Source organism: Chryseobacterium sp. AG363 (genome assembly GCF_003610675.1).
Lineage (GTDB): Bacteria > Bacteroidota > Bacteroidia > Flavobacteriales > Weeksellaceae > Chryseobacterium > Chryseobacterium cucumeris.
This window is the reverse complement of record NZ_RAQF01000002.1, coordinates 1,227,509-1,253,242: the sequence shown is the minus strand read 5'-3', so window position 1 is coordinate 1,253,242 and position 25,734 is coordinate 1,227,509. Positions and strand designations below refer to the sequence as shown.

Sequence of the window (25,734 nt, the reverse complement as noted above, 5' to 3'; positions counted from 1 at the left end):
AAAAAAGTTTTTAAATTTACAGCACTTTTTAGATGTTTAGACAAAATATAAAACAGCAAATTAAAAATTTGTAATAATTATTAAGTCACATTTTTTAAGTGAATTTTTAATTAGCTATTTTCATCGTTGATCATGCAGTTAAGACTCAGGGAAAGTCTTTTACTTTAAAAAGAAATTATAATAAAAAACTAATAATGAGATTAATAGACGTTCTTGGTCTTAAAAACTTTAGAATATTTGATGATGTAGAAGGATTTCAGGAGGAAATGTCTTCTATAAACATACTAACTGGAGCAAATAATTCAGGCAAAAGCTCAATTATTAAATTCCTTCAGCTTTTAAGAGATAGTATTAAAGAAGGGCAATCAGTGTTTGATCTTGATTTGAGTTTACAAGAACATTTATTAGGAGATTTTGACAATGTTTTGCACAATAGTAAGAATAATAGAATGCAAATTTCTCTTCCTTTTACATTTTTAGGATTGACTAATTTGTTTGTTTCATTATCTTTTGATGTACAATCTAATCAAAAATATAAAGCAAAATTAAGAGAAATCAAGGTACTTGATAATGAAGATGAATCACTTTTGTTTTCTTTTGCATATAAAAAAGCTACTGACAATGATTTAGCGATAGATGATATTGAGTACAAAAAAGAAAAAGAAGAAAACGAAAAAAAATTCGAAGCTTATAAGAAAAATTCTGAAGATGTTATTTTTTCACAATATGTACCAATTCTACCTTATAACCAGCTTCAAGGATTTGTCGAATGGACTATTAACTTTGGAAAGCTTAAGAAAGAATTAAAAAACGTATACAGATTCTATAAAATTTATGAAGATAATGACAATAGTGTAGAGTGGTTGGAGGATATGGATGGTATCGCATCTAAAGAACATGTTCCATTTGTTCCGTCCGTACTCATTAAATCCTTTAAAGACAATATTAATCTAAGTTCTTGGACTATATTTGTTGATGGATTGCAAGATAATATTGTTAGTGATAGGGCAGTAATCAGAGAGAGTGATTTTGAAGTAGATGATTTTACTCCACCTCCAACAGTAGAAGAAATTCTTTATCTGGCTTCTGTTAATATCATCAAGCAGAAAGTATTTTGGATAGAAACAGATAAAAATAATCGTCAATATAATGTAATTGAAAATTGTTTTAAAAGTGCTTGGGATCTTTTGCAGCAAAGGATTTTAACGGTTAACTATCTTTCAGCGGTAAAAGAAAAGAATGCTAGAGTTTATTCTGCATCTAGTAACTCTCCATTTATAAATTTACTTAAAGATTACCATGCATTTGAATCAAGTTTTCCTTTCATGGAAAAGTATTTAAAAAAATTCGAAATAGGATTAAATATTAGCATTGATTTTCAGGTAAAGCTTCAATTAATCTCTATTTCAGTTACTAATTTTGATGGAAGTCATCGTGAGCTAGTTGATTTTGGGTATGGTATTAAACAATTGATTTTGATATTAATTCAAATTTGTGTGCAGGCAAAACGAAATAGAAGGGAAAAAGAGGTTCCTGATAATGAATATGGTTATCATATGGAGATTTATTATCTTCCAAGTTTGCTTCTTATCGAAGAACCGGAAGCTAATCTGCACCCTAAGTGGCAGTCACTTCTTGCAGAAATGTTTTTAGAGGCCAATGACAAATTTAATATCCAATTAATAATCGAAACTCACAGTGAATATCTTATTCGTAATTTTCAGAACTTAGTAGCTGCAAAGAAGCTTAAAGGCAAAAGAGTAAAATTATTTTATCTTAGGAATAAAGCGAAGTCTAATACTAATATCGAACAAATGTCATCTTTAAGTATCTCTGATGACGGCAGTATCGATTATAATGTATTTGATAGTGGTTTTTTTGATGAAACAACCAGTTTAGAACATAGTCTCCTGAATATTCAATTTGTTAATGATTTTAATAATTTGAAAGAAAAAAGTGTCCAAGATGATGAAAGAATCAATGATCTTGAATTGCGAATTGATGAGTATGTTAATAAGTTAGATATCTCGGTTTATGAGGGAATTATTTCTAACAATTTTGATATCCATAAATTAAATAGTACCACTGTTAAATACCTATCTTCTGCTGAACTTTTGCTTGCTACGACAGATTTAAATAGTGATTTCTCGCCTGTTATTATCCAGTATGGAAGAGCAATCGAGAATGAGCTGCAGATTTTGTTTTCTCCACTGAGAATACCCGGCTTGACATTGGCAAAAATGCAGGGTTCGCTAGAAAAATTTAAATCAGGTAGAACACGTCGTGTGAGTTGCAATCCTTCTGAACTTAATAATTTGAGACAACATTTATCTACAATATTTAATAATGCAAATAATTTAAAAATTAATCTGCTTGAGCGCTTAAGAATTCAGAGGAATTCTGCGGCTCACCCTGGACAGACAAAATCTAAACAAGAAGCAGAGAATTATATTTTGATTGCAAATGAATTCTTAATAAGATGGATTTTAGAAAAAATATAATTTTTCTAAAAAAATTCATTCATTTAATTTTAACTTCTTCAAAAGCTTTAACAATATGTTTATTTCTGGGATTATTGTAGGATGGATTTTCTTGAATATATCTGTAATCCTGATGTAATGTAGGAATTGCAACACCTGATCGCATTATAGCATTTCTGGTTTGATAAGGAAGTTTAAAAAATGCAATGGCTGATTTCAATTCATTTTCAGATATTTCTTTTCTCATATTTGTTGCACTACAACCATTTCCTTTGTGGACAAATTTAACTGTGATATAATCGAAAAGAATCAGATCTTTAGTATTTATCCTAAATGCTCGTTTAGCTTTTTCAGGGTCATAGCCATTTTCTTTTATTTGCTTAAAGTGCAGCGGGAATTTCTTATCAGTGATGTCTACGAATCCATTATTTAGTAAAATCTGAGCAAGTTCCTCGGATGCGTAATAGTTTTTCATTATAATTTATGTTTCTAAATGATGCTTTATAAAAAAATATTGCTTTATTTAAAATTAAGTAAAATTTGGAAAATGACAAGCTATTTTGTTCTTAAAATAACTAAACGATAAGGTATACAGTTTTAAGTTGATTATTCTTTATGATAAACTCAAGAGTAATTCCTTGGCTCGTCTTACCTTTAAATTCATAAACATTAATCTATACTGTATTTGTTTAAGCAAGATAACATCCATTGGTTAACTTTTGCAAGCCCAGAAAAACGTGAAAAAACTTGTGGGTATCCAATTATGTTAAAGATTAGATCAACTTACCTCTTCCGTTTACAGACTTTGGAATACAATCAGAAGAAAAGTTCAAAGCTGAAATGTCTACTCATTTAAATTTCTTTAATCGAGGGACTCTTAAAGACTCATTTGATTTACTATTTTTTTTTTGGAATAGGAAAATTTGCGGTTACTTAAATAAAATTTGACAAATAATTTTAAGTAAATTAGCTATACAAATTATTAGTTAAATGGTTAATAAAAGGTTTATTCCCGATGCCGATTTATCAAGCGCCGGGGATGATTTTCATATTTTGTGGACAATCAAAAAATCTCTCGAATTACTAAACTTTGATAAACAAGGGCTAAAGGCTTTAACTATTGAAGGTTTTGAGAAAAATCTCTCGAAAAAACTTGATCCTACCGGAGAAATGTTCTTAGGGATTGATTTAACGGAATATTTTGGCGGAAAGGATTTCGACAGCGCCAATTCTATACTTATATCTCAATTAAAATACAGTACCAGAAGGGCTGATGAAAATTTTACTTTTTCCAAACTTTATGAAGGAAAAAAGAGTAAATCTTTTCATGGATCAATCGTTCTGCGTTTAGCTAATATTTTTAAAAAATTTGTGGATGAGTTTGGAAGGGAAAAAGTTCTGCAAAAAATAAAGATCAAACTTGTCAGTAACAGAAATGTTAATCAATCCCATCTCAATCAGATTCTTAAAGTTCAGGAATTTTTAAAGACTAATCAAAGAGCCTTAAGTTTCAACAAGGTTTTTTCCGAAATTCCAGACTTAAATAAAGATGCTTTCGGAAAACTGCATAAGGCTTCTGGTCTTAATCTTACAGAGTTTACGGATTTTGTGAGATTGCTGGATTTTAATGATTGTGGATCAAATTCAAGACAGCTACTAAAACTTGAATTGATAAATTCCATTTCAAAAAATAGCATAAAGTCTAAAGGACAGTTCAATTCATTATTTCAGCTGGTCTGGAATAAGATGATGCCTGAAAGTGAGGATGACCGCACCTTAGGCGTTACTGATGTGATTGCAAGTTTTGGATTTAGTGCGCTTGAAAATCTTTTTCCTGTTTCTCAAAATTTCGAAAAAAATATACGTACTGTTGAAAGAGAACAACTGAAGGATATTGTAAATGTTATTGATTCCAATGTTTCTTACCTACCCATCTGTTTACACGGTGGTGCAGGAATTGGTAAGTCAACCATTGTTCATCAGATAAAAAATGCTGTTCCCGACTATTGCCAATCTATTCTCTTTGATTGTTATGGTGCAGGTAAATATCAGAATCCGGAAGATAAAAGACATTTACATAGAAATGCTATTGTACAGTTGGCTAATGAGCTTGCCAAGTCATTAGGAACTGAGTTTTTGCTAGTACAAAATGAATCTGATGATGTTTATTTGAATGAACTAAAAAAGAGGATTAGAGCAGGCGTTGAAATTTTAAAAAGCAGAGATGCTAACGCTTATTTACTGCTCATTATTGATGCTGCTGATAATAGTGTAACAGCGGCAGAATCGTTTGGAGAAAGAAGCTTTGTCCAAGATCTTGTCAATATGGAAATTCCAGAGGGTTGTCATATTGTGGTAACCTCTCGTACGTACCGAAAAGATTCTCTCAAACTCCCGATTAAAAAACATTTGGAGTATGAACTACAACCATTTTCATTGGAGGAAACAACTCAATTTGCAAAAATCAATTTTAAAAATATTACGAAAAGAGAAATTTTAGAATTTCATCAATTTACCAATGGTATTCCAAGAGTACAGTTTTATTCAATGTCCCTACGAAATCAGGGAATAAAAGAGGTAATTAATTATCTTAAACCCAACGGTAAGCTTGTTGATAATTTGATACTCGATAAAATCGAAGATGCTATAGTTAAGCTTGGAGAGGATAATAGAGCTCTTGTCGATGAGTTTTTTAAGTTACTCATAATGCTGCCAAGACCGGTGCCAATTAATTACATTTCAGAAATTATGAATGTTCAAATTGCTTTGCTTCAAGATTTAGCATCTGACATTTGGAATGGACTTGTTCTTGAAAATAACCATTTTTATTTCAGGGATGAAGATTTCGAGAATTATGTAAGACAGACATATCCTTTCAGTCTGGAAGAACATCAGGATATTGCAAATTTGTTTTTATCCAATTCAACTAAAGATGAATACGCTTCTACAAATCTTGGAGCAATCTTATACTCATCGGGTTTGAAGAATGAATTGATTGATATTGTTCTAGATAGAAAATTTTTAGACTTCCCTACAGACCCGATACGCAATAGGGAAGTTTATATCAACCGTACGAAACTTGCTCTTAATGCCAGTGTTGAACATGAGAATGATATCAATTATTTTAAATTATTATTTATAGCCGCCGAAGAATCTAAAACAGATAAAGGTCTGACCAATCTTCTTATTAAATATCCGGATTTGGTTTTGAGATTTGGTGATCAAAATTCTTTGACAAGGCTTCAAATGAAAAGTGAAGAACGCTCTTGGGCTGGAGCTTTTCATCTAAAACTTGCTGGCATTAATTCCCGTAAACCCGAAAATAGAGAAATAGCCATCAAGCATCTTAAGACTGCTAATGAATGGCTTGTTTGGAGAAAAACAAAAAATGACGAAGAGCTACGGCATTATCCCATATCAAGTCTTGATATAGCATTTGAAGCTGAGGCTTTTTTGAAATTATACGGAGTCAGAAGAATGTTGGAACGCTTCAATAGATGGAGTCCTGTTGAGTCGAAAATTAGTGCAGGTAAACATCTTATCGAGAATATTGTCAGCAATTCGAGTGAAACTGAGATTTCAGAGTGGTTGAAATATGATAAATTTAGAATTGACGAAAAGATATATATATCTTGTAAACTGTTTCAATATAAGTTGCCAATCAGTTTTGATTTGACTCAGCTTGCTAAAGACCTATTAAGAGTATTTTCTCATAAGAAAAAGGAGTTCAGTCAATTATTTTATGAGTTTGCTGTAGAGTTTTGCGGAATTTTAAGCTATTACAGAGTTGATAGTGTTTTAATCATTGATTGTCTCAATCGAATTGATTCAAAACCTCTCGGTAAAGTACCTTTCTTTAATGACAGCCGTTTCGAGGATGAACCAAGATTGATGGAAATTTTTCTCAAAAAGGACTGTCTTATGTCATCACTCCAGAATGCAGACAAAAAACTAGAAGATTACTATCCTTCTAATTTTAGAAACATTGATAAAATTAAAGATTATGACCAACGTAAAATAATTGAAAGAGATAAGAGAGAGTTTGTAGCTTTTTTTAAATATGCTGTTCCAGTTTATCAGCTGCATTCCGATTTTTTAACTCACCGTTTTGAAGAGACTGAGCTTACGGAACGATTTCGAAAGATTTGCAGCGATATTCAAAATGATTATGATTTTAAACACCAATTTGGTTATTGGGCAAATTCCCGATTTATATTTTTGGCGGTTAAGCTCGCAAAAACCTGTAATCATTTTGATGATAAAGGTGAGTTGATGCAGTTAATTATCGATAGCTTTGACAAGCAGGCCGAAAAGTTGAAACTTAGGTTTGAGGTTTTAAAAGTAATCATCTTAAACAAAAGATATTTAAAGTTATCATTCAAACTTTTACATGAGGCAAAAGAAATTATTCAGGAATCTCATGTTTCTGCTAATGAATCTACAGAGAACTATCTACAGTGTTTACTGCTTAGCAGCAAGATTAATAATACTCTAAGTAAAGATTTTTTTGAAAAAGCAATTAAATCTGTTTCGGAAATTGATACTGAAGCTTTCGCACAAATAAGATGTATTTTTGAATTGTCACAGATAGGCATTGTTAATGATAATCCAAAGATGGCATATGATTTTGCTAGGTTTATTGAATATTGCGATATTAAATTAGGAAATTACGATAAAAAACATTTTCCTTATGCTGAAGGTTTAATGGGAATTGGAAACATTGATAAATCTTCAATGTTTCCGATCATGTGCCGTTGGCATCATCGAAACGTTCTAAAGTTAGGACGTCCAATAATTACAGTGCTTAAAAAAGCAATGGAAGTAGGATATATCGACCACATTACGGCAGCGTCGCTGATCAATCTTAAGACAAATTATAACTGGCGAAATCTGGAAGAATTATACAAGATGATTATCTCAGGAATTAATAATAGTGGAAAAACTGATATAAAGAATAGATTTATAAAATCTGAGTTCCGAGATTTAAAACTGCAAAAAGATAAACATTATTCAAAGGAAATATATGATCAGATAAAGTCACGCCAACTCATTGATGATAATTTAGTGAAGGAGATAAAAGAATATGTTGATTTTATAGATTCTTTAGAAACTAAACCTGAAAATTCGGAATCAAAATATATTGATAACGAAAAAAAACATCATAATATTGATCTCGCTTCATTGGATTTTACATCTGTTAAAGCATTAGAAAGAGTTCTTGATCATATCATAGTCAGCGGTGAAAGTTTTAACAGTAGATCAGTTATTAATAATTTTTTCGAAGATATAATTGAAAACTGTGAGGTTGAGGATCAAGTGTTTTTCCTTAATGCCCTTGTGGATGTTAGCAGTGATTTATTGGAATATCATACTTTGGAAAACATATTAGAAAAAGCTTTTGAAGAGTGGGAATTTTATCCAGATATAAAAAATTGGAAGAAAGATAACTTTGAAAAAGTATTGATAAGCAGACTCCATCAGCTTGACTATGGGAGTGCTTTGAGCATATTTTCTATCAAAAGCTTAGCAAAACTATTCTGCGTAGATGATATTATCTTGGAAATTACTATCAGAAAAATTTTGCCTAAGAAAATTGATCTTCTTTCGGATGAATCTATTTACAGTTCTTTTGAGCTTATCAAGAATACTCTCACCAAAGATAAAAACGAAGAATTATTAGAGTGGATAATCAAAAGATGGAACTTACCAATTCAACCTGATATAGCTGACGGTCTTTGGAGTGAAGAATTAAGACCTTCGAGTGACTGTATTGAAAATGTTGCAGATATGATGAGGTTTATTCTTGGTCATCCTGATAAGCGTCTACGTTGGCGGGCTATCCATTCATTACGGAAAATGGTAAACTTGGGTAGTACAGGTATATTTGATATACTTCTTAAAAAACAAAATGAAAAAAATTGTCTTCCTTTCCAAGAGAAAAACTATATGTTTTACTGGATGTCTTCTAAATTATATTTGTGGATTGCTTTAGACAGAATATCAAAAGAGAACCCAAAGAAACTTTTGCATTTGAAAGATGTTTTCTATCAGGAATTATTAAGTAATAACCTCCCTCATGTCCTGATCAGGCATTATATTAAGAAAAGTTGCCTTAACCTTTATTCATTTGATAACTCTGTATTTACAGATGAAGAGCTAAATTTTATTCTGCAAATGAATAATTCTAAATTTGAAATGGTTGAGGAAAAAAAATACGCCCGAAAGCAACGAAAATTTGCACGGAGTGATTCCGATAGTTGGCTTTTTAAATTTAGTAGTTTGGATACATTGCCGTATTGGTATGACAAGGTTGGAGATCCTTTCAACTTGTCGGAATATGATGTAGCAGACGTTGCAGACAAAATTATTGCTGAAGAATGGGGGTACGTTGGCAATCCTAACGAAGATGATTTTATAGGAAGCCAGCTTTATAATGGAGATTGGCATCTTACAAGAAATGACCACGGAAGCAACCCGGAAGTCGAAGATATTTCTATTTATTGGCAATATCACGCTATGTACTGCGCCGCTAATTTTTTGTTGGAAAATGAGCCATTCGTTAAAACTGATTATTTAGATGGTAAGGAGGATTGGGAGGATTGGTTAAAATCTGAAGCTAATGCTTTTGATAACTTCTGGCTATCGGATTTAAGAGATCCGCTTCCACTAAAAAAGAAATACTGGAAGAAAGGCGAAAACAAATTTGATTTGATTTGGCGTGATCAGATCCAAGAAGATGATTTTGATTCGGGAGTAGGCTTTTTGGATCAAGCCGATCCTTTTCTCTATGTATATGGTGGTATTACAATGTATATGGGAGCTAATCAAGAGTCAGTAAGTATTATATCAAATCTGGTCTCTCCAGATAAATCAGATGCTTTATTGAGGGCTTTGCATACGACAAAAGATAGCTACGATTATTATTTTCCTCTTGCTAAAGATGAAGATGATGATGAAGCAATAGATGAAAAAGATTTCCTTTTGAAAGGATGGATAGAAGAATTTAAATCGGAATACGAAGGTCTTGATTCACAGGATGAACTTTTTAACCGTAATCAACAAGGTTCTTTTGTTTTGGAAGATGGCTTGCAAAAAAAGTATGACGTAACTTATGATGAATACTATAAAATGGGTTATGCAAAAAATTCATTGATAAGTGTCTTCGAAAACTGGAATGAGGTTTCTAACGATGAACCGAGAAATAGAAAATATAATACAGGTGTTGAATCTTCTGGCAGTATTTTAAAAATATCGAAGAATTTTTTAGTTGAATTTTTAAAACAGGAAAAAAAGGATCTAATCTTAAGATGTATGATCGAAAGACAACTCGAAGAGAGGCACTACAGAAATAGAGACAGCGATAACAGATATCAAATAAAACTTTACCTAATAAAAGCAGATGGAACAGTCAAAACACTCAGAGGAGTCAATTATAAAATTGGGTGAGAAGCTCATTAAGGAACTAAACCTTGAATATTCTAGTAATACACTTGCTAGATGGATGTCCCACTATATAGCAGAACTTATCTCCGGAATCAATGCTGCTGAATCTGAAAGCGAAAAAAAACAATTAATGACCGAATGCTGTGATGTTATTCTTAAGTTATGGTCTAACAGAGATGATCTCCCAATCAAACAACCTTTGGAAGATTTAAAACCGGTTTTGGAGATATTGAAAATCTTACAGGAGGATAAAGAACCTATTATTATACCTCGATGGTTGGAATATAACGCAATGCCAAGAGATAATGAATGGACACAATTTGTTGATCTTGTAAAAAATAATTCTGAAAAAATTTTTAGTAAAGTTGTGCAAATTAACCTGCATAAAGATATTCTGCTGAAAGATCAGGAATGGATGAAGGAGAATAAAGAGTTTTTAACTCGGGAGCAAATCAGTTTCTTAGAGATGCTAGAAGTTTTTAGTGATTTTGATAAAAATATGGGCGTTGTTGATTTAAATAATTTTAAAATGTCGGATGATAATATTTCTAGAGTTGATCATATGTTCAAGGACTTAGAAGATCTACTGGAAGCACAAAAAAATGAATTGGCTAGAATTAAAGAAAACTTTTACAAAAAAAATGGTGAACATAAATAGTTTTTTGACTTGCAGTGTAAGATTTCTTTTATCTGTGGCGGATTTCTAATTTAATTATATTTGTATAAGTAGATATTTTAAAAATGATTTACCTCGCTATTGATACCTGTGTTTGGCTGGAATTGCTTAAAATTGACTTCTTAAATCCGGACAATTACTTCGATGAACTTCTCTTTTGGATAGAAAATGGTCATGTCATATTCGTGACTACGGAAAACTTGGAAAGGGAATGGAGGCGGAATAAAGATGTGAAAAAACAGGAGATTCTTAAAAGTTTTAAGGAGAAGAAAAGAGAAATTGCAGGGATGATGAGCGCCATCCATCAGCTAGATAATATGTACGAACCTGACAAAGTGGAAGCCTCTATCGATAACCGAATGAGTAGAATTGATATGTTATTTTCCAATAAGGCAATCATAGCGAAAGAAAGTGACAAAATCTATTTGGAAGCAACAAAAAGAAATCTTAATTGTTCACCACCAAATCACGCCAAAGATAGTTTTAGGGATACTATAAATCTGCTTACGCTAAAAAAGCACTCGCAAGATCAGGGCTATTCAAAATGCATATTCACCACCATTAATTATAAAGATTTTAGTGAAAGAACCCAGCCCTATACATTGCATAGTCAACTTGAGCAGGATTTTAAAGAAGGTAATTTGGAGTATGTATTTTTTGACACATCAATCAAAGCTTTTTCTGGGAAGTTGTTTAACATAGAATTGAGACCCCATCTTCCTTCTTTCTCCCAACATTTGCTGGAGGAAAAACGTAAACAAGAAAGCAGATTGCTTACAGAAAGAAAAATTCAACAAAGAAATAATATGGATTTGGAAGATGATGAGTTTGTTTCTAACACAGCACAAATAGACAGAATTATTCTATCTGGAAAACAAACAGCATTGGATAAGAAAATTTTAGATTTTTTATTCGAAATGAATCAGAGTTATCAATTATATTTTTTCAAAAAATTGGCAGAGAATGAGTTGGTTTAGTTATTTGAAAGAGCAAGGTTTTTTTAATCCGGAAAACAATCCAATACCCGTGCAAAAAGAAAGTGGATATCAAATTCCATCTTGGGAGGTTTTAGATTATCTGATTAGTATTGCTACAAAATTTGAGCGTTCGGAGCATTTGGAACTTGTTCCGGAAATTTTACAAATCATTAAGGATGTTTCGGAACATCCTGTCGACAATTACCACACTTGGTATCGCTTAATTAAGATATTGTCTTTGGTTCCAAACGAAAATGTAACAAATGAATATTTGGACTATATCCCTGTATGGGTAACCAGTCAATTTGATACAATGTTGCAAACGTCGGAAATTACAGATTCATTATTACCTAAATTTTTAACAGATAATCCAAATGATAGAGAGAAAGCTGAAATAATTCTTTATTATTTATTTGAGTTGCGAACATCAGATAATCTGGAGGATTTTAATAGATCATCTACAGTACAATACTATTCACCTTATTATTCATATACCTTAAATAATGCATTTCATAACGAGGGATTACTTGATAAAATAATAAATCTTTGTCATAACAAAACGATATACAGATTATTGGAGCAAATCAATTTCTTGTTACGCGATCACGTTATTGTTGCGGAGGGAAAAATTGGTGAAACAAATTATATTTTCAAAATATTTAGAATTTTTGAAAAAATGATAGTTCGCTTGGAAAAATCTTCAAATGGTGAAACGGTGATTATCGATGAGGTTTCACAAGAGAATTATTTAAAGCTGGATAAGGTTTGGTTTAATCAATTTTTAACTGATTTATTTGACAAAAATAGCCTTGATAAAGTAATCTATGAAGATGTTTATAATCGTCTGAGTTTTAATTTTTGGAGCGATTATACTTCTATAATTGGATATGAAGGAATTAAAGATTTGGATGAAAACTCTCATTACAATAATCCTATTTTAGGTGTATTTTCATTTAATTTAAGAGAATGGTTAACCAAATTAGTTACGCAGGATAGTGAGAGTTTACAAGATGTATTAAATGATTTTATTGAAGACGAAAAATTTAATCTTCCATACTTCAAGAGAATGTTGTTCTATATTGTTGCTGAAGATTGGAGTAATTTAAAATCTTTCTTTTGGAAGTTATTGGATGAAAAAGATAGTATGTCTTTATTTTCTACCTATGCCTATAGATTAGAGCTTCACTATCTACTATCTAAAGTTAGTACAGACTTAAATGAAGAGGAACAAAAGTTAATTTGGAAAATAATTGAAAATGGTCCAATAGGGGACAAACACTTAGCCTCAAATAAAGATGAATGGCAACACCGATGGTTGGACGCACTAAAGGAAAATTCATTTTTTAGTGCTAAGTTCTTGACGATTGAAGAACAGTCTAAGATTACTAAAGATTATTCTGAAGAAGGTAAAATTGTTGTTAGGATGGGCCATGTCACTCCATTTTCAAAAGATGAAATTCTAAAGATGTCCGATGAGCAACTATTGAATGAACTGGATTCTTTTAAAAGTAATTATGGATTTGATGATCCAACAATTGATGGATTTGCAGAAGCTATAAAGGAAGCAGTGGAAGAGGATCCAAATAGATTCGCTCATTTTGTTGAAGAATTGGTAGAGATTAAGTTTATTTATGCTTCTAATATTATATCAGGTTTTTCTAAAGCTTGGAGGTTAAATAGAGATTTTGATTGGGATAAGGTTATGAAATTTTGTTATGCATACATAACAAATGAGTCTTTTAAATCTAACAAGCTTCAGCTAGAAGATGATTTTAGGGTAACTAAAGATTGGATAATTGGAGAGATTGGTATGCTTATAACTTCTGGAGCACAAAACGAACAGCATAGTTTTGATAGTAAGTTATTGCCAAACTGTAAAAAAGTTTTGCTTCAATGCTTAGATGAACTACCTAAAGATGATTTTAGTACCATTCAGAGTGGTGATTTTATTCTTCATTCTTTAAATTCTACAGCGGGACATGTTTTAACAGGTTTGCTTAATTATTCTTTGAAGTATGCTAGAAATCTGCCGAATAATCAGAAAGTCGCTCGATGGGATATTGAAGCTAAATTGGCTTTCGAACAATCTTTCGAAAACCATATTGATTCCTATGTTCTCTTCGGAAAGTTTCTTTCCCAATTTATGTTCTTAGATAACACCTGGGTTAATGATAATCTTTCAAAAGTAGAAGATTATGATGATATTAAATGGGAAGCATTTATGTCTGGAATAGCTTTTAGAAATCCGTTAAATATTGATTTTTATAAAATACTTTATTCAAGTTATCAGCGTGCCATAGATTCAGATAAGATTCTTACTTTCTATAATCACGGTCTGTTAAGGCATTTTTTAGCCTATTATTTTTGGAATTATGAAAATAGCTTTGAAGAAAGTTTTCTTTATAAATCACTGAAGAATCCGAACATTCATGTTCTCCAAAAAATTATTTCTCTTTTAAGAGGGCAAAAATCAATTATTGATAATGATCAGATTGAAAATAAAGAGGATTTAATTAACAAAATTCTAAAAGTTTGGGGACTAATAAATCAGTCTATAGAAAAAATAACCGATAGTAATGATAGTAAGTTATTAGAAGGAGTTGTTTACCTCACTGATTTTATAGAAAAATTAGATGAAGAAAATGTCTTGTTGGTTGAAGAAAATATGAAGAAATTTCAGAATCAGATCGTAAATATTCATATTACAGAAGCATTATCTCGATGGATAAATAATAGCCCCGCTCATTTGATTAGCAGAATAGCTTTATTAATGAAAATAAATTATGTTTATAAGAAAGAACCTATTTTAAATGTTTTGGTATTCTTATACGAGAATCAACAGAATATTGTAGCTAATCACATCATCAATAGATTGGTGAAAGAGGGATATGATTATTTCAGACCCATCTATCAACAATACAACAAGTAAAACATATTTCATTAAAGAATTTTTACCTTTGATAGTCTGTGTTTTAGTGAAATTTTGCAATCAAAAATTGTCTTTTTTTTGGAAAAACAAAAAAGACATATATTTGACTAATAAAAACAAACGCTCTTAATCTTATTTAAAAAAGTGACCTAAAAATAAGAGAAGGATATAAAGCTTATGGATAGTTTTTCAAATAAGAACAAGTCCCGTCTAAATATAATTGACTATTACTTTTTAAAAATTTCCTATTTACATAATCATTCATAATATTAAAAGTATTTGTTGAAGTTAGTAAAAAATACAAAATTGGTGATTTTATATAACCAAATCAAAATAATGTATTTGCCACCAAGTCTTATAATGAACTACAACTTTCATCTAATTATTCTCTACATTTCAATCTGAGATAATGAATGACGAGAGTTTAGCAAGTTTATCCAAATCTTCTACAAAAGTGTTCGGAAAATGCACCGCTGAGGTCCCTTAAAAGGACTTTGTAGATATCATGAAAAGTTTTATTTTTGTAAAGGATTAAATTACTAAAAAGTTAAGTTTGATAATAACTGAAACTATGGCAGAATCATGGCAGTAGTTATTTGCAAAGATAGAAATATTAGGTAGAGTGCTGATTGTAGAATTTAGGTTCGAATCCCTCACTCTCCGCAAAATGGTGTTTTTAAAGTTTTTATAAACAATCAAAAAAAGTTAAATCTCGCAAAATCAACGATTTGCGAGATTTTTTTGTTTATGGCGATTCGCAAAATCTTCAAAAACAGCCTAAAAGTCTGTGCCACAGAATGTTGTTTAAGTGGTTGATTTTCAACTTGTAAATTACTTTAACGTCTTGATTGCTTTAAGTCTAGGTTCGACATTTATAACAATTAAAAAGTATTATTATGTTAGAACAAAGTTATGGACTGAATTTCTTCCTCAAGAGTCCGAAAAACAAAAAACAGGCAAAACGACTGATCTATATCAGGATCAGTGTAGATGGAGTGGCGAAGGAATCTTCGACTAAAAGAAAATGGGTAGCAGCGAGATGGAGCCAGCAGGATGAAAGGGCTACTGGCTTCAAAGAAGACGCGAGAGAGCTTAATTTTTTCCTAGACTCATTGACCACCAAAGTAAATAGCTTTAGGACTGAATTGCTGAATCAGGAACGACCGGTAAGTGCTGTTGATCTGATCGATTATGTGAACGGCAAGTACAAGCAGCGGAATAAAGTACTGGAGGAATTCCAAGAGCATAACGAAGAGGTTGCGGCTCTTGTGAAACAGGGAGATTATTCTGAAGGAACGCTTGAACGGTATACAACAGCACGTTCACATGTAAAAGAGTTTATCCGGTTTAAGTACAAAGTAGATGATTTACCATTCGCCGCGCTTAACTACGAATTCGTTAAAAATTATAACCATTATTTGCGGACTGTTCGAAATTGCTCTAATAATACTTCATTGAAGTATATCAGTAATTTTAAAAAGATTGTACTGAGAGCAGTGGCTAAGGACATCATTCCAAAAGATCCTTTTAAACTATTTACAGCTAAGAAGACGAAGATCAAAAAGAAACCTCTAACAAGAGCAGAATTGCAGAGAATTGAAGAAAAAGTATTTTCGTCCGAACGGTTATCCGTGATTCGGGATATCTTCGTCTTTCAGTGTTATACAGGTCTTGCATACATAGATGCGTTCCAATTAAAGTGGCGGGATATTAAAGAAGCAGACGACGGAAGTATGTGGATTATGTCCAGTCGGCAGAAGTCTAAATCGGGAACAGATATACCACTTCTGCCAAAGGCTTTAGAAATCATTGCAAAGTGTGATAGAGACCCACTTTGCATGCAGAGAGGAACTGTCTTACCTGTTCGGTCAAATCAAAAGATGAATGAATATTTAAAAGAGATAGCAGAACTATGCGATGTCAGCGAAAATCTTAATACGCACAAAGCACGACGTACATTCGCCAGCACAGTAACGCTCAACAATGGCGTGTCGATACACGTTGTCAAGGAAATGTTAGGGCATTATTCTGTTAAACAGACAGAGGAATATGCTTTAACAGAACAGGAGTCCATTAGCAGAGAAATGACACAGCTTAAAACAAAATTATCAGCGGCACAGGAGAAAGAACCACAAGATGATCTTAAAAACATCTTGCTGCAATTTAAAAAAGAGTTTGATGATTTTAAGAGATCTCAAGCCAATTAAATATTTGCTTAGCATGTTTCGGTATCAAAAGACACATAAAAAAGCCTCTATAATATAATTTATCAGAGGCTTTTACTTTGATCGCCGGAAAAATGGGTCAAGAAGTTCAATTGTACTTTTGTATCCTGGGTGGTATGAAGGAATATACTTGATATAACCAAATTCCTGCAACTGCTTAAAATATTTATGATAAGTGGGAGCTGTATCGATGTGTGACATCTGCATCAGTTTACTTCTGCTTATTCTAATGATCATTTTCTCATTTTGCCGGTAAGCAAGCCTCACAATAGCAAGTAGCAAACTGATATGCCAAACGTTTAGACGAGCATCTGCACATATATTATCAAGATATTCTAATCCATTTTTTGAAGCGTCACTTTTCATCGTTAAAGAGTTTTAGGAGGTCAAGTTTATTGTAGTAATATGAACCCATTACTTTTTTGAATCTAATTTTTCCAGATACTCTTAAGTTTTGTAGTGTTGCTGCAGAGATGTCCATCATTTTTCGGACGGCCTTACTTCTTAACCATTCAGGTTCGGCTGGGGAAGTGCTCAATTTTGTTTCCAGCAGTTGAGTAAAATCGGATTTTAAATCTTCTCTGAGTGATTGTAGATCTTTTTTTGTTTTTTAGTTATTTACAATCCTGTTACGTTTGTCTCTTTTTCAGTCCTGCTGAGCCTCGGGCCAAATCATTTTTTTCAAAAGAAAAAACAGGAAAAAAAAGAAAGTCAATCCGGGAATAGTGCATTGTAGAAGGCAAAAGGAAACGGAATAAAGGATGGGAATGTGCGACGGCATGTGTTTATGCCGTAGTCTTTTGCGGAATGTGGGTTGGATGCACTATGTACCTTTGAATGTCTTTTTCGACTGTTCTTTTGATAAAAAGTGATTCCCTAATTTTATTTTTATATTACTATTGTGATAAAACGCAATAATATTTTATAGCAATGGGACGCTCAAACAGAGCTAGGTATGAAAAGTTTGCAATTTATAACTGCACAGCGGTAAAAGATATAGCAAATCACTACTGGCTTAAATACAAGAAAACTTCAAACGAGTGCATGTCTCTTTATTATTTAAGTACGGAAAACCGTAATTTATATTCATCAAATTTTATTAAAATTGAAATGCTTTTTAGATCGATTAGTATTACTTGGAATTATTTCTAAGGTAGTGATAATCAAAAAGATGATTTTATTATATTTGTTTGACTAATAACAAGTTAAATCTTTTAAAACTTAACACCATGAAAACATTTACTTGTACATTTGCAATGTTCTTTCTAATTGCAATGCCTGTATTTTTAGCAGCGCAAAATTCAATAACCTTAAACGGAGAAAAAATTCTGGCAAAGGATTTTGTAGACAAAACGGGAAGCCCCTGGAATAAGTTGGGATATGGCAACGACGAAAATTTATACAGATCTCCATTTTTTGGGCAGAAAAATGCAATAAAATTTGAAGCAACTTCTGTTACGGAAATCGGATACAAGAGATTAGGATATTTGTGTCCCCAAGCCCGTAGAGGAGTTAATGTGGTTGATTATAATGCACCTAGCGAATTTTTACCACTTTTCAATAATGGGAGCAATGAGGATTCTTGGGACGATCTGATATTTGGATATTTTTCAAATCATTTGGTAGATGTGAAGCCAGAATTTGTGACTTTATGGAACTCACCACAATATGTGACAAACAAAGCTAAAAAGGCATTGCTATTGAGAGCCGAAAATAAAGATATCAGAGAGCACCTTTATAGTTTGTTCATTCAAGTAGAAAGCGTTTCTGATTATACTCAAAAAACAAAAAAGGAAACAGAATTAAATGCTCAGATCAAAGCTGATATCAAAGCCGATCTAGATCAATATTTTAAGAATAATTCAATTAATAATGAGACAGCCAACAAGATAAAAAGTGAAACACGGGTAACTATTGACAATAAACTTACTAATAACAATGTTGCTGAAATAAAATATTACCGACTTAAACTAAATGGTGATTTTTTGTCACTTATACAAAAGTACGCAAAATTCATATGTGAAAAAAAAGCGGCTAATCAAGCATTAGTTGGATTTGAAAATGATTTTTATAAACGGTATATGATTCCTGATAAAGTTTTTCTGATAACCAATCTTCAATACGTTTCTTACAAGATCGATAAAACAAGAAAGAATAATGCCGTTACCTCAATAGTTGAGGATATCAACGCAACGCTTGCAAAAAATCAGATACCAGGACTTGATGTTAGTTTTGGTGCGAAAATTACATATAAAATTGATAAGCAGGTAGACAAAGATTTTAAATCGTCGGGAGGGTATATTCTTCAAATAGCTGAGAATGACCAGGTCGGTGCAATAACCGGGGATTGTTCGAAGCTTTAAATAGTTTTCTAGCTCGGTCTGTAAAATCATTATGTAAAAATGTTTTGGTATCATTAAGAAACTTGAACTAAATTTTGATTCTTCTACCTATTATCTATATCCTTCCCCCTAATGGGGATCTACATCATAAGATGTTAAATCTATCTTTAACAAAATATTTTGTAGATCTGTCTCTGACCTTATTTTGTAACAAGTAGTTTTTAGTTTTTGACCAATTGTTATCGTCGTGCTATTACAGAAATAACCTGAGAAGTTTGTGATTATAATAAAAGTATACAGTCCTATTATGAATTTTGAGAATTTATTTTTACATATACGGTTTGGCGAGATACCTGAACACTTAGTTAATGAGTATAAATATTTGACTGAGCAACATATTTTAAAACTGAAAGCCTATAAAAAGCTACATATTGCCCCATCGCCTATACTTCATTGGAGCAATTTGAAGATAATCCACTGGCAGCCAGGAAATTTAAATAGATATGTAAAATAAAATATTTAAATTAGAAGTCATGTAATATCAATAGTGATATTAATAGCCATATAAAAAACTTTAACCATAAAACATGAGTGCCAATTATACTAGTTTACCTTCATTTTTCCTGAATTCGAAGTGATGACATTTTATTTTCTAAGAACAAGATTGAAGGAAAGTTTGTTGTCGACGATCTCTACGAGAAACCAATCAAAACCAATCAATTAATTTCCGGATTCTATTAACTTATTTAGTGTCATTAGCCGAAGTGTCCAAATAAGAAAATACAATCAAACTGGAATAGATGACCATTTAAATTAAAAACAGCACAATAATAAACAAAAATCTAAATTGCGGTTTTTAAAGTGAATATGAGTTGTCATAGCTGCATATTAATTCTGAAATTTAACAAAGCCTATTAATGAGTACTACACTTAAAATACTTCCTGTTGGATGCGGTGATGCCTTTGTGGTAACGCATAAAGACCAAAAGGGAAGACGCCGAAATATTTTTATCGATGGCGGATATATTAAATCTTATCCAAAGATAAAAAGAGAGGTCGAAACCATAAAATCAAATAAACAGTTAATAGACTTATGGATACTTACCCATTTAGATGCTGATCATATAAATGGAGCTGTAAAATATCTGAGAGAGGAGGAGAAGAAGGATAAGGGAAAATTAATAGGACGATTCTGGTTCAATTTTTTTGATGCTTTTAAGCTAAATGATGATTCTCCTTTTTTAAGTTTTGGCAAAGGCTTTAACCTGAGCAAGCAACTACAAAAATTTAATATCAAAGGTAGGCAGGATATTATTAATACCCTTAAACCCGTAAGGTTCGGGGATGCAAAAATAACTGTTTTGTCACCTGACCAAAAGACTTTTGATGAACTGAAAGAGAAGTGGAGGTGCGAATTTAGGCAATATGTAGGTGGTGATCCGCCAGTCTATATTTCTGATCCTTCTGCAAAGGATGCTAAGACTATAGAGGAGCTCTCAAAGGCAAAAGATGCAAAAGAGGATCTGGGCAAAAGTGGATTGATCAATAGAAGCAGTATTGCTTTTCTTTATGAAGAAGATGACAAGCGTTTACTTATGCTCGGAGATGCATACCCGAGTATTTTGCTGAGTATACTTGGCAAACAATATTCAAAAAAGAACCCACTGAAAGTAAAATACATGAAGCTTTCCCATCATGGAAGTAGAAAAAATTACCATACGGATTTACTAAATATTATCCGTTGCAGGCGGTTCATCGTTTCTGCTGATGGCGATAACCAACATGGCATACCGGATAAAGAAGTATTGGCCAAAATTCTTACGCATCCAGAACGTGATAAGACAAAAAAGATCATTTTTTATTTTAGCCATGATGATGCGCGTTTTAGAAAACTGTTTGCTGCCGACAAGGATGCGGAGACTCGTTTTAACTTCACATGTAAATATCCTAAAAAAGGTAAGGTCCTTAAAATCAATCTGTAATAATGACGTATAACAACATTTTAGCTTCGGTAACGGTCCGCATTAATTCAAAGGACGAAGAGACTGGCTCAGGTATCATTTATAAACCGGCTGGTTCGGATTTCGTCTATATCTTTACTGCCAAGCATTGCATTTACGGAAAAGATTTTGACAACCGAGCCAAGCGTAAGGATGTCAAGATTGATAAGATCAAAGTTGCAAACCAGACAAAGGAGTATATACTACAAAAAGGTGACAGAATCATATTGGATGATATCGATGATATCGTTGCGATTGTTATTAATGGAAAAAGATTTCCAGGATTTGATGATATTCCTCAAATTAAATTAGCAGGATTGAACATTGATCGTACAAACGTTTGGTTTAAAGGTTATCCATCGCTGACTTACACTGAAAATTTGAAATCCGTTCAGGGATTTTTACACGTTTCAGATATGGATGGAGCTAAGTTTCAGGTTGAGACAGAAAGGGCTTTTCTTAAATACTATAATAAAAGTAAAGCCCAAGGTTTATGTAAAGGATTTTCTGGTAGTGGTATCTGTGGACAGGTGGGAGAGTTGCCATATCTTCAGGGGGTTATTAGTCGATTTGATAAAGCTATTGGATTTGAATGCATCGCTTTGAGTAGTTTTATTGAAAAGAAATTACCTGATCTCCAATTATTGGACATTGGGGTTGAAAATTATTTATCAGATGGTCATTTTAGTAGTGGTCTAGAAAGGGCACTTAAAGAATTGAAACCCCGTTATCAGGAAATGAACTTCGCCTTACCAATTGAAGATTATTTCCAGCAGTTGGACGCACAAGAAAATTACAGGGAAAAAGTTATTGCGAATATTAATAAATTATTACAACCAATAAAAAATTTTTCAATTAATATAAACCTCCCTGAAAATGATTTTCTTAAGTTCTATGCTGATATCAAATTAGACACAAAGGCGAGTGGCAATAAAACATTTCAGGAAACCCATCAAGATTTACTAGCAAAAGCTGCTGTTTCCTGTCAATCTGTGAACTATGTTATCAATGATTTTGAAAATGTAGAGCATTGGAATCTAGCGCGTGATTCTTTCAATCAGCTACTAAAGTTAGTCAGTGATTTTGCCCTTGCTTTGCAGATTCGTATCGATATTGATGCAAGGAAGAAGGAGAAAAAGCACGAAGTAACATCGATTCGGAGCTATCATAAAGCTATCTCGGGATTTACCAGGGATTTAGATGCACTGTATAAATTTTTAGTTAGCAAGATATTTATTGGCAAGAAATATATGCTTATTAAAGGAGAAGCTGGAAATGGTAAATCTCAGCTGCTCGGTTTTATGGCCAAAAAGCGTATGAATGAGAATGCTTTGAGTATATTAATATTGGGCCAAAGTCTTAATGGAGAACAGAATATTTGGGGGCAGATCTGTCAATACTTTTGTAATCAACAGATAAATGAACTGAAATTTCTAGACCTTCTTGAAAAAAAAGGTAGAATGGTCGGAAGGCCGGTCATTGTTTTTATTGATGCTATCAACGAAGGTAAAGGGATCAGATTGTGGAACCGGGAATTTAATGATTTTATTGCCATCTTAGATCGATACAAATTTATTAAAGTTGTTCTAAGTTATAGAAATTCTTATGAAAGAGCTTTATTCAAAAACATAGAAATTGATCAATCGCATGTCCAAGAGCATATGGGCTTTAGGGGAGTAGAACGTGAGGCGGTTAAATTTTTCTTTGAAGATGCTAAAATGTCTGTTCCGATTATACCATTTTACAGTATGCAATTCAGCAATCCTTTGTTTCTTCGTCTGTTTACTTTACTTTATAAAAGTAGACGGGGGAGACTTGATGTGAACAGTTGGGTTGGAACTATAACAGTGTATAACCATTTTTTTGAACATATTAATGACCTATTAGGCCACGAAGATCAATTTAAATATGAATCTTATAAATTAGATATCGTTAATTTAGCCATAAAAAAATTTGTTAAAAAACAGTGGAAGAAACAATCACTCTATTTAAGATATCGAACAGCTTTTAAGCTTGTAGAAAAGGCTGTACAGTACTATACAAGTAAGAATGGTTTTTTTGCCGCGCTGATCAGCCATGGTTTATTCTATGAAAACCGTTATTTCATTGGAAGAGATGAAGATGAGCTGGGAGTTGATTTTGCATATCAAAAACTCGGAGAATATATAAAAATTCAGTTTTTGATAAGGTCGCTTTCTTGGGATGTCGCTTCATCTGCCGTCAAACCTGATGGTAAGTTGTTTTTCCTACACAAAGATTTTGACTTAGAGGAACAATATGCAGGTTTGATTGAAGCAACTGCGATTATGGTGCCTTTCTATTTTGATAAAGAAATTTTTGAACTGTCTCCGGATCTGATTGAAAAAGAAAGCGTTATTCAGGCATTTATTTCATCGTTAAAAGACCGGTCACCGGCGTCTATTACTGAAAAGACACGTAATTATTTAAGAGAAATTCTGAACAATAACCCACAAATGGTCAGCTTATTCTGGACTAATGTACTAGAATTTAGTTTTCAGCCTGCTAATGCTCTGAATATTGATTTTATTCACACCTATCTTTCAGGATTAACCTTAGCACAGCGAGATGCCAGCTGGACAGTGTTTATTAATAATAATTATGAGGAGAGGGGATCGGGTGTGTTAATAATGATACGGTGGGCTCTAGACTACAAGAACAAGGGTATTATTGATCAATATTCAATAAAGGCAATAGCCAAGACTTTGTTCTGGTTTTTCGGTAGTACCAACCGGGAGTTGCGAGATTATGCTAGCAAGGCAGCAATTTTTCTGTTTACAGAGAATATTTCTCTACTCAAATCTGTCATGATAGATTTTGAAAATGTGAATGATCCTTATATCACCCAACGAATTTATGCGGTGGCATTTGGTGCTACTGTACGAAATAAGAATAGCCAAGCTCTTGCAGAGCTAGCAACTTACATAATCAGGCAAGTATTTATTGACCAACGGGTCGGACCTGATATTTTAGTTCGCGACTATGCAAGACTAACATTTGAGTATTGCCGGTATCTAGGGATAGAATTTCCATTTTTCGAAGGTGTAATGAGATCGAATAAAAGTGCAATTTTGCCTGATGCTCCAACTGATGAACAAATAAATAAGTATTCAAATGAATTAAGCACGAATAAAAAGGGTTATACAGGTATTGACTATATTTTAAATTCTATGGTCACTGAACATAGCTCCAGAGGCAATATGTACGGTGACTTTGGACGGTATACTTTTGGTGCAGCAGTAAGTCATTGGAAAGATTACCCAGATAACTTGTTAAGTAATCTAGCTATTAAAATGATTGTTGAAGAATTGGGTTATAATCAGGTTCTAAGTGATATTGACAGTAATCCAGATTATGTTGGCAGGAATCCTCCAAAAGTTGAACGAATAGGTAAAAAATATCAGTGGATCGTGTTTTATCAGATATTGGCAAGATTGGCAGATAACTACGATTACTATGAAAGATATTATAGTGATGAAAAAGCTGAGTTTTCAGGTGCCTGGGCTCCTTTTGTCCGAGATTTTGAACCTACTACAGCTTTAAGGGAAAGCAGGACGCTTCCCAAATCTGCTTCATGGTTGAATTACTCATACGAATTACCAAAAAAAGCAATGGCTAGTTGGTTGCAGGACACAGAGGATTTTCCAGATTTCAGAAAATTGATTGAAGTAAAAGATGAAAGAAATGTAGATTGGCTAGTATTACAATTTTCTCGCACCTGGAGAGATGGTGACAGAGATCTCTGGTACCAGCTCCGAAGCTATCTTATGCCTAAGAAACAGAAAAATAAAATTACAAATTGGCTTATGCAGCAGAATTTTAGGGGGCGTTGGATGCCGGAATCACAAACCCGAACCGAACTGTATTTACGGGAGTATTTTTGGTCACCTGCAACAAGTGATTTAACTCAACCTTATTATGGAGGAAGAGAGTGGCATGAGCTTAGGGGAGAAAATGGTGGAATCAAAATTGGAGAAATTGCAGTGACCTGTTTGGAGTATCTGTGGGAAAGGGATGCCATAGATCAGGATAATGGATCTACCAATCTACTTTTACCCAATAAGATTTTATTTGATCTTTTGAAGCTTAAACATGGAGATATTGATGGGCAGTTTGTTAATGAGTCAGGCGAAGTAATTGCATTCGATCCATCCGCGATATACAATGTTTCTTCACGTTTACTTGTGAGAAAAAATGAATTGCTCGCAGCGTTAAGAAAGAATAACCTCGAAATTTTTTGGACAGGACTTGGAGAGAAATTAAATATGAGTCGAGATGACGGCAAGAATGACGGGCAGCGTCGACATTTAGAAATATCGAGTGTTGCTTTTTATAATAATAAGAAACTTTCGGTTTCTTTTCTAACTGAATAAAATTTTGTTAAATAACCACAAAAATTACGAGAAGTTTGCAAACGGGTTTACAGCTGTTGTCATATATAGGGGGTAAAAGTTAATTAGAACTTGTGTTTACTAAGCTTTCTATATAGGTTTAACTAATAGACCAATATTACTAGTTGAAGATTAATATTCGGACATATAGATTTGATAACAAAGATTTTATCCAGGTTCAAATGTATTATTCACCATTAGGTAAATCAGTGTATGAAAATATCGTAAAAGAAAATATATTGCAATTTGTAGT

General features: G+C 32.7%; 11 protein-coding genes. 9 read left to right on the top strand and 2 right to left on the bottom strand.

The genetic code is table 11. The features are described 5' to 3' along the window. Positions 1-194 precede the first annotated feature (194 nt). Positions 195-2,501: an AAA family ATPase gene (locus DEU39_RS05535; protein ID WP_120231230.1), complete on the top strand. Its 2,307-nt coding sequence runs from the start codon at positions 195-197 to the stop codon at positions 2,499-2,501. Between the two features lie 19 nt (positions 2,502-2,520). Here DEU39_RS05535 and DEU39_RS05530 read toward each other — a convergent pair whose 3' ends face one another. After that, positions 2,521-2,955, bottom strand: a complete 435-nt coding sequence (locus DEU39_RS05530) for a hypothetical protein (protein ID WP_120231229.1) — start codon at positions 2,953-2,955, stop codon at positions 2,521-2,523. A gap of 515 nt (positions 2,956-3,470) precedes the next feature. Here DEU39_RS05530 and DEU39_RS05525 point away from each other — a divergent pair. The 5 genes from DEU39_RS05525 (at position 3,471) to DEU39_RS05505 (ending at position 16,712) form a co-directional block, all read left to right on the top strand. After that, complete coding sequence (locus DEU39_RS05525; protein ID WP_120231228.1) at positions 3,471-9,926, top strand: NACHT domain-containing protein; 6,456 nt, start codon at positions 3,471-3,473, stop codon at positions 9,924-9,926. Continuing rightward, on the top strand, positions 9,880-10,581 hold the full coding sequence (locus DEU39_RS05520; protein ID WP_034848630.1) for a hypothetical protein: 702 nt from the start codon (positions 9,880-9,882) through the stop codon (positions 10,579-10,581). The genes DEU39_RS05525 and DEU39_RS05520 overlap by 47 nt, the downstream gene beginning before the upstream one ends. Positions 10,582-10,664: 83 nt before the next feature. Then, the gene (locus DEU39_RS05515) at positions 10,665-11,576 is read left to right on the top strand and encodes a PIN domain-containing protein (RefSeq protein WP_120231227.1); all 912 of its coding nucleotides are present in this window, start codon (positions 10,665-10,667) and stop codon (positions 11,574-11,576) included. Next, positions 11,563-14,505: a hypothetical protein gene (locus DEU39_RS05510; protein WP_120231226.1), complete on the top strand. Its 2,943-nt coding sequence runs from the start codon at positions 11,563-11,565 to the stop codon at positions 14,503-14,505. The genes DEU39_RS05515 and DEU39_RS05510 overlap by 14 nt, the downstream gene beginning before the upstream one ends. An 896-nt stretch (positions 14,506-15,401) precedes the next feature. Beyond that, entirely contained in the window at positions 15,402-16,712 is a 1,311-nt protein-coding gene (locus DEU39_RS05505) for a site-specific integrase (RefSeq protein WP_120231225.1), read from the top strand. A 72-nt stretch (positions 16,713-16,784) separates the two neighbouring features. Here the strand turns inward: DEU39_RS05505 and DEU39_RS24655 are convergent, their stop codons facing one another. Then, on the bottom strand, positions 16,785-16,967 hold the full coding sequence (locus DEU39_RS24655) for a hypothetical protein (protein WP_228436658.1): 183 nt from the start codon (positions 16,965-16,967) through the stop codon (positions 16,785-16,787). A gap of 992 nt (positions 16,968-17,959) precedes the next feature. Between DEU39_RS24655 and DEU39_RS05490 the strand changes: the two genes are divergently transcribed. The 3 genes from DEU39_RS05490 to DEU39_RS05475 all read left to right on the top strand — a co-directional run bounded on the left by DEU39_RS05490 (position 17,960) and on the right by DEU39_RS05475 (position 25,463). Then, positions 17,960-19,093, top strand: a complete 1,134-nt coding sequence (locus DEU39_RS05490) for a hypothetical protein (RefSeq protein WP_120231223.1) — start codon at positions 17,960-17,962, stop codon at positions 19,091-19,093. Positions 19,094-19,989: 896 nt separating this feature from the next. After that, on the top strand, positions 19,990-21,054 hold the full coding sequence (locus DEU39_RS05480) for a ComEC/Rec2 family competence protein (RefSeq protein WP_120231221.1): 1,065 nt from the start codon (positions 19,990-19,992) through the stop codon (positions 21,052-21,054). A 2-nt stretch (positions 21,055-21,056) separates the two neighbouring features. After that, a complete protein-coding gene (locus DEU39_RS05475; RefSeq protein WP_120231220.1) occupies positions 21,057-25,463 on the top strand; it encodes a hypothetical protein in 4,407 nt (1,468 codons plus the stop codon). The last annotated feature ends 271 nt before the right edge of the window (positions 25,464-25,734 follow it).

Excerpts from the sequence above, each read along its gene's own strand:
- DEU39_RS05515 (WP_120231227.1), top strand. The coding sequence starts at position 10,665 with ATGATTTACCTCGCTATTGATACCTGTGTTTGGCTGGAATTGCTTAAA.
- DEU39_RS05510 (WP_120231226.1), top strand. The coding sequence starts at position 11,563 with ATGAGTTGGTTTAGTTATTTGAAAGAGCAAGGTTTTTTTAATCCGGAA.
- DEU39_RS05480 (WP_120231221.1), top strand. The coding sequence starts at position 19,990 with ATGAGTACTACACTTAAAATACTTCCTGTTGGATGCGGTGATGCCTTT.
- DEU39_RS05535 (WP_120231230.1), top strand. The coding sequence starts at position 195 with ATGAGATTAATAGACGTTCTTGGTCTTAAAAACTTTAGAATATTTGAT.
- DEU39_RS05505 (WP_120231225.1), top strand. The coding sequence starts at position 15,402 with ATGTTAGAACAAAGTTATGGACTGAATTTCTTCCTCAAGAGTCCGAAA.
- DEU39_RS05525 (WP_120231228.1), top strand. The coding sequence starts at position 3,471 with ATGGTTAATAAAAGGTTTATTCCCGATGCCGATTTATCAAGCGCCGGG.
- DEU39_RS05530 (WP_120231229.1), bottom strand. The coding sequence starts at position 2,955 with ATGAAAAACTATTACGCATCCGAGGAACTTGCTCAGATTTTACTAAAT.
- DEU39_RS05490 (WP_120231223.1), top strand. The coding sequence starts at position 17,960 with ATGAAAACATTTACTTGTACATTTGCAATGTTCTTTCTAATTGCAATG.
- DEU39_RS24655 (WP_228436658.1), bottom strand. The coding sequence starts at position 16,967 with ATGATCATTAGAATAAGCAGAAGTAAACTGATGCAGATGTCACACATC.
- DEU39_RS05520 (WP_034848630.1), top strand. The coding sequence starts at position 9,880 with ATGGAACAGTCAAAACACTCAGAGGAGTCAATTATAAAATTGGGTGAG.
- DEU39_RS05475 (WP_120231220.1), top strand. The coding sequence starts at position 21,057 with ATGACGTATAACAACATTTTAGCTTCGGTAACGGTCCGCATTAATTCA.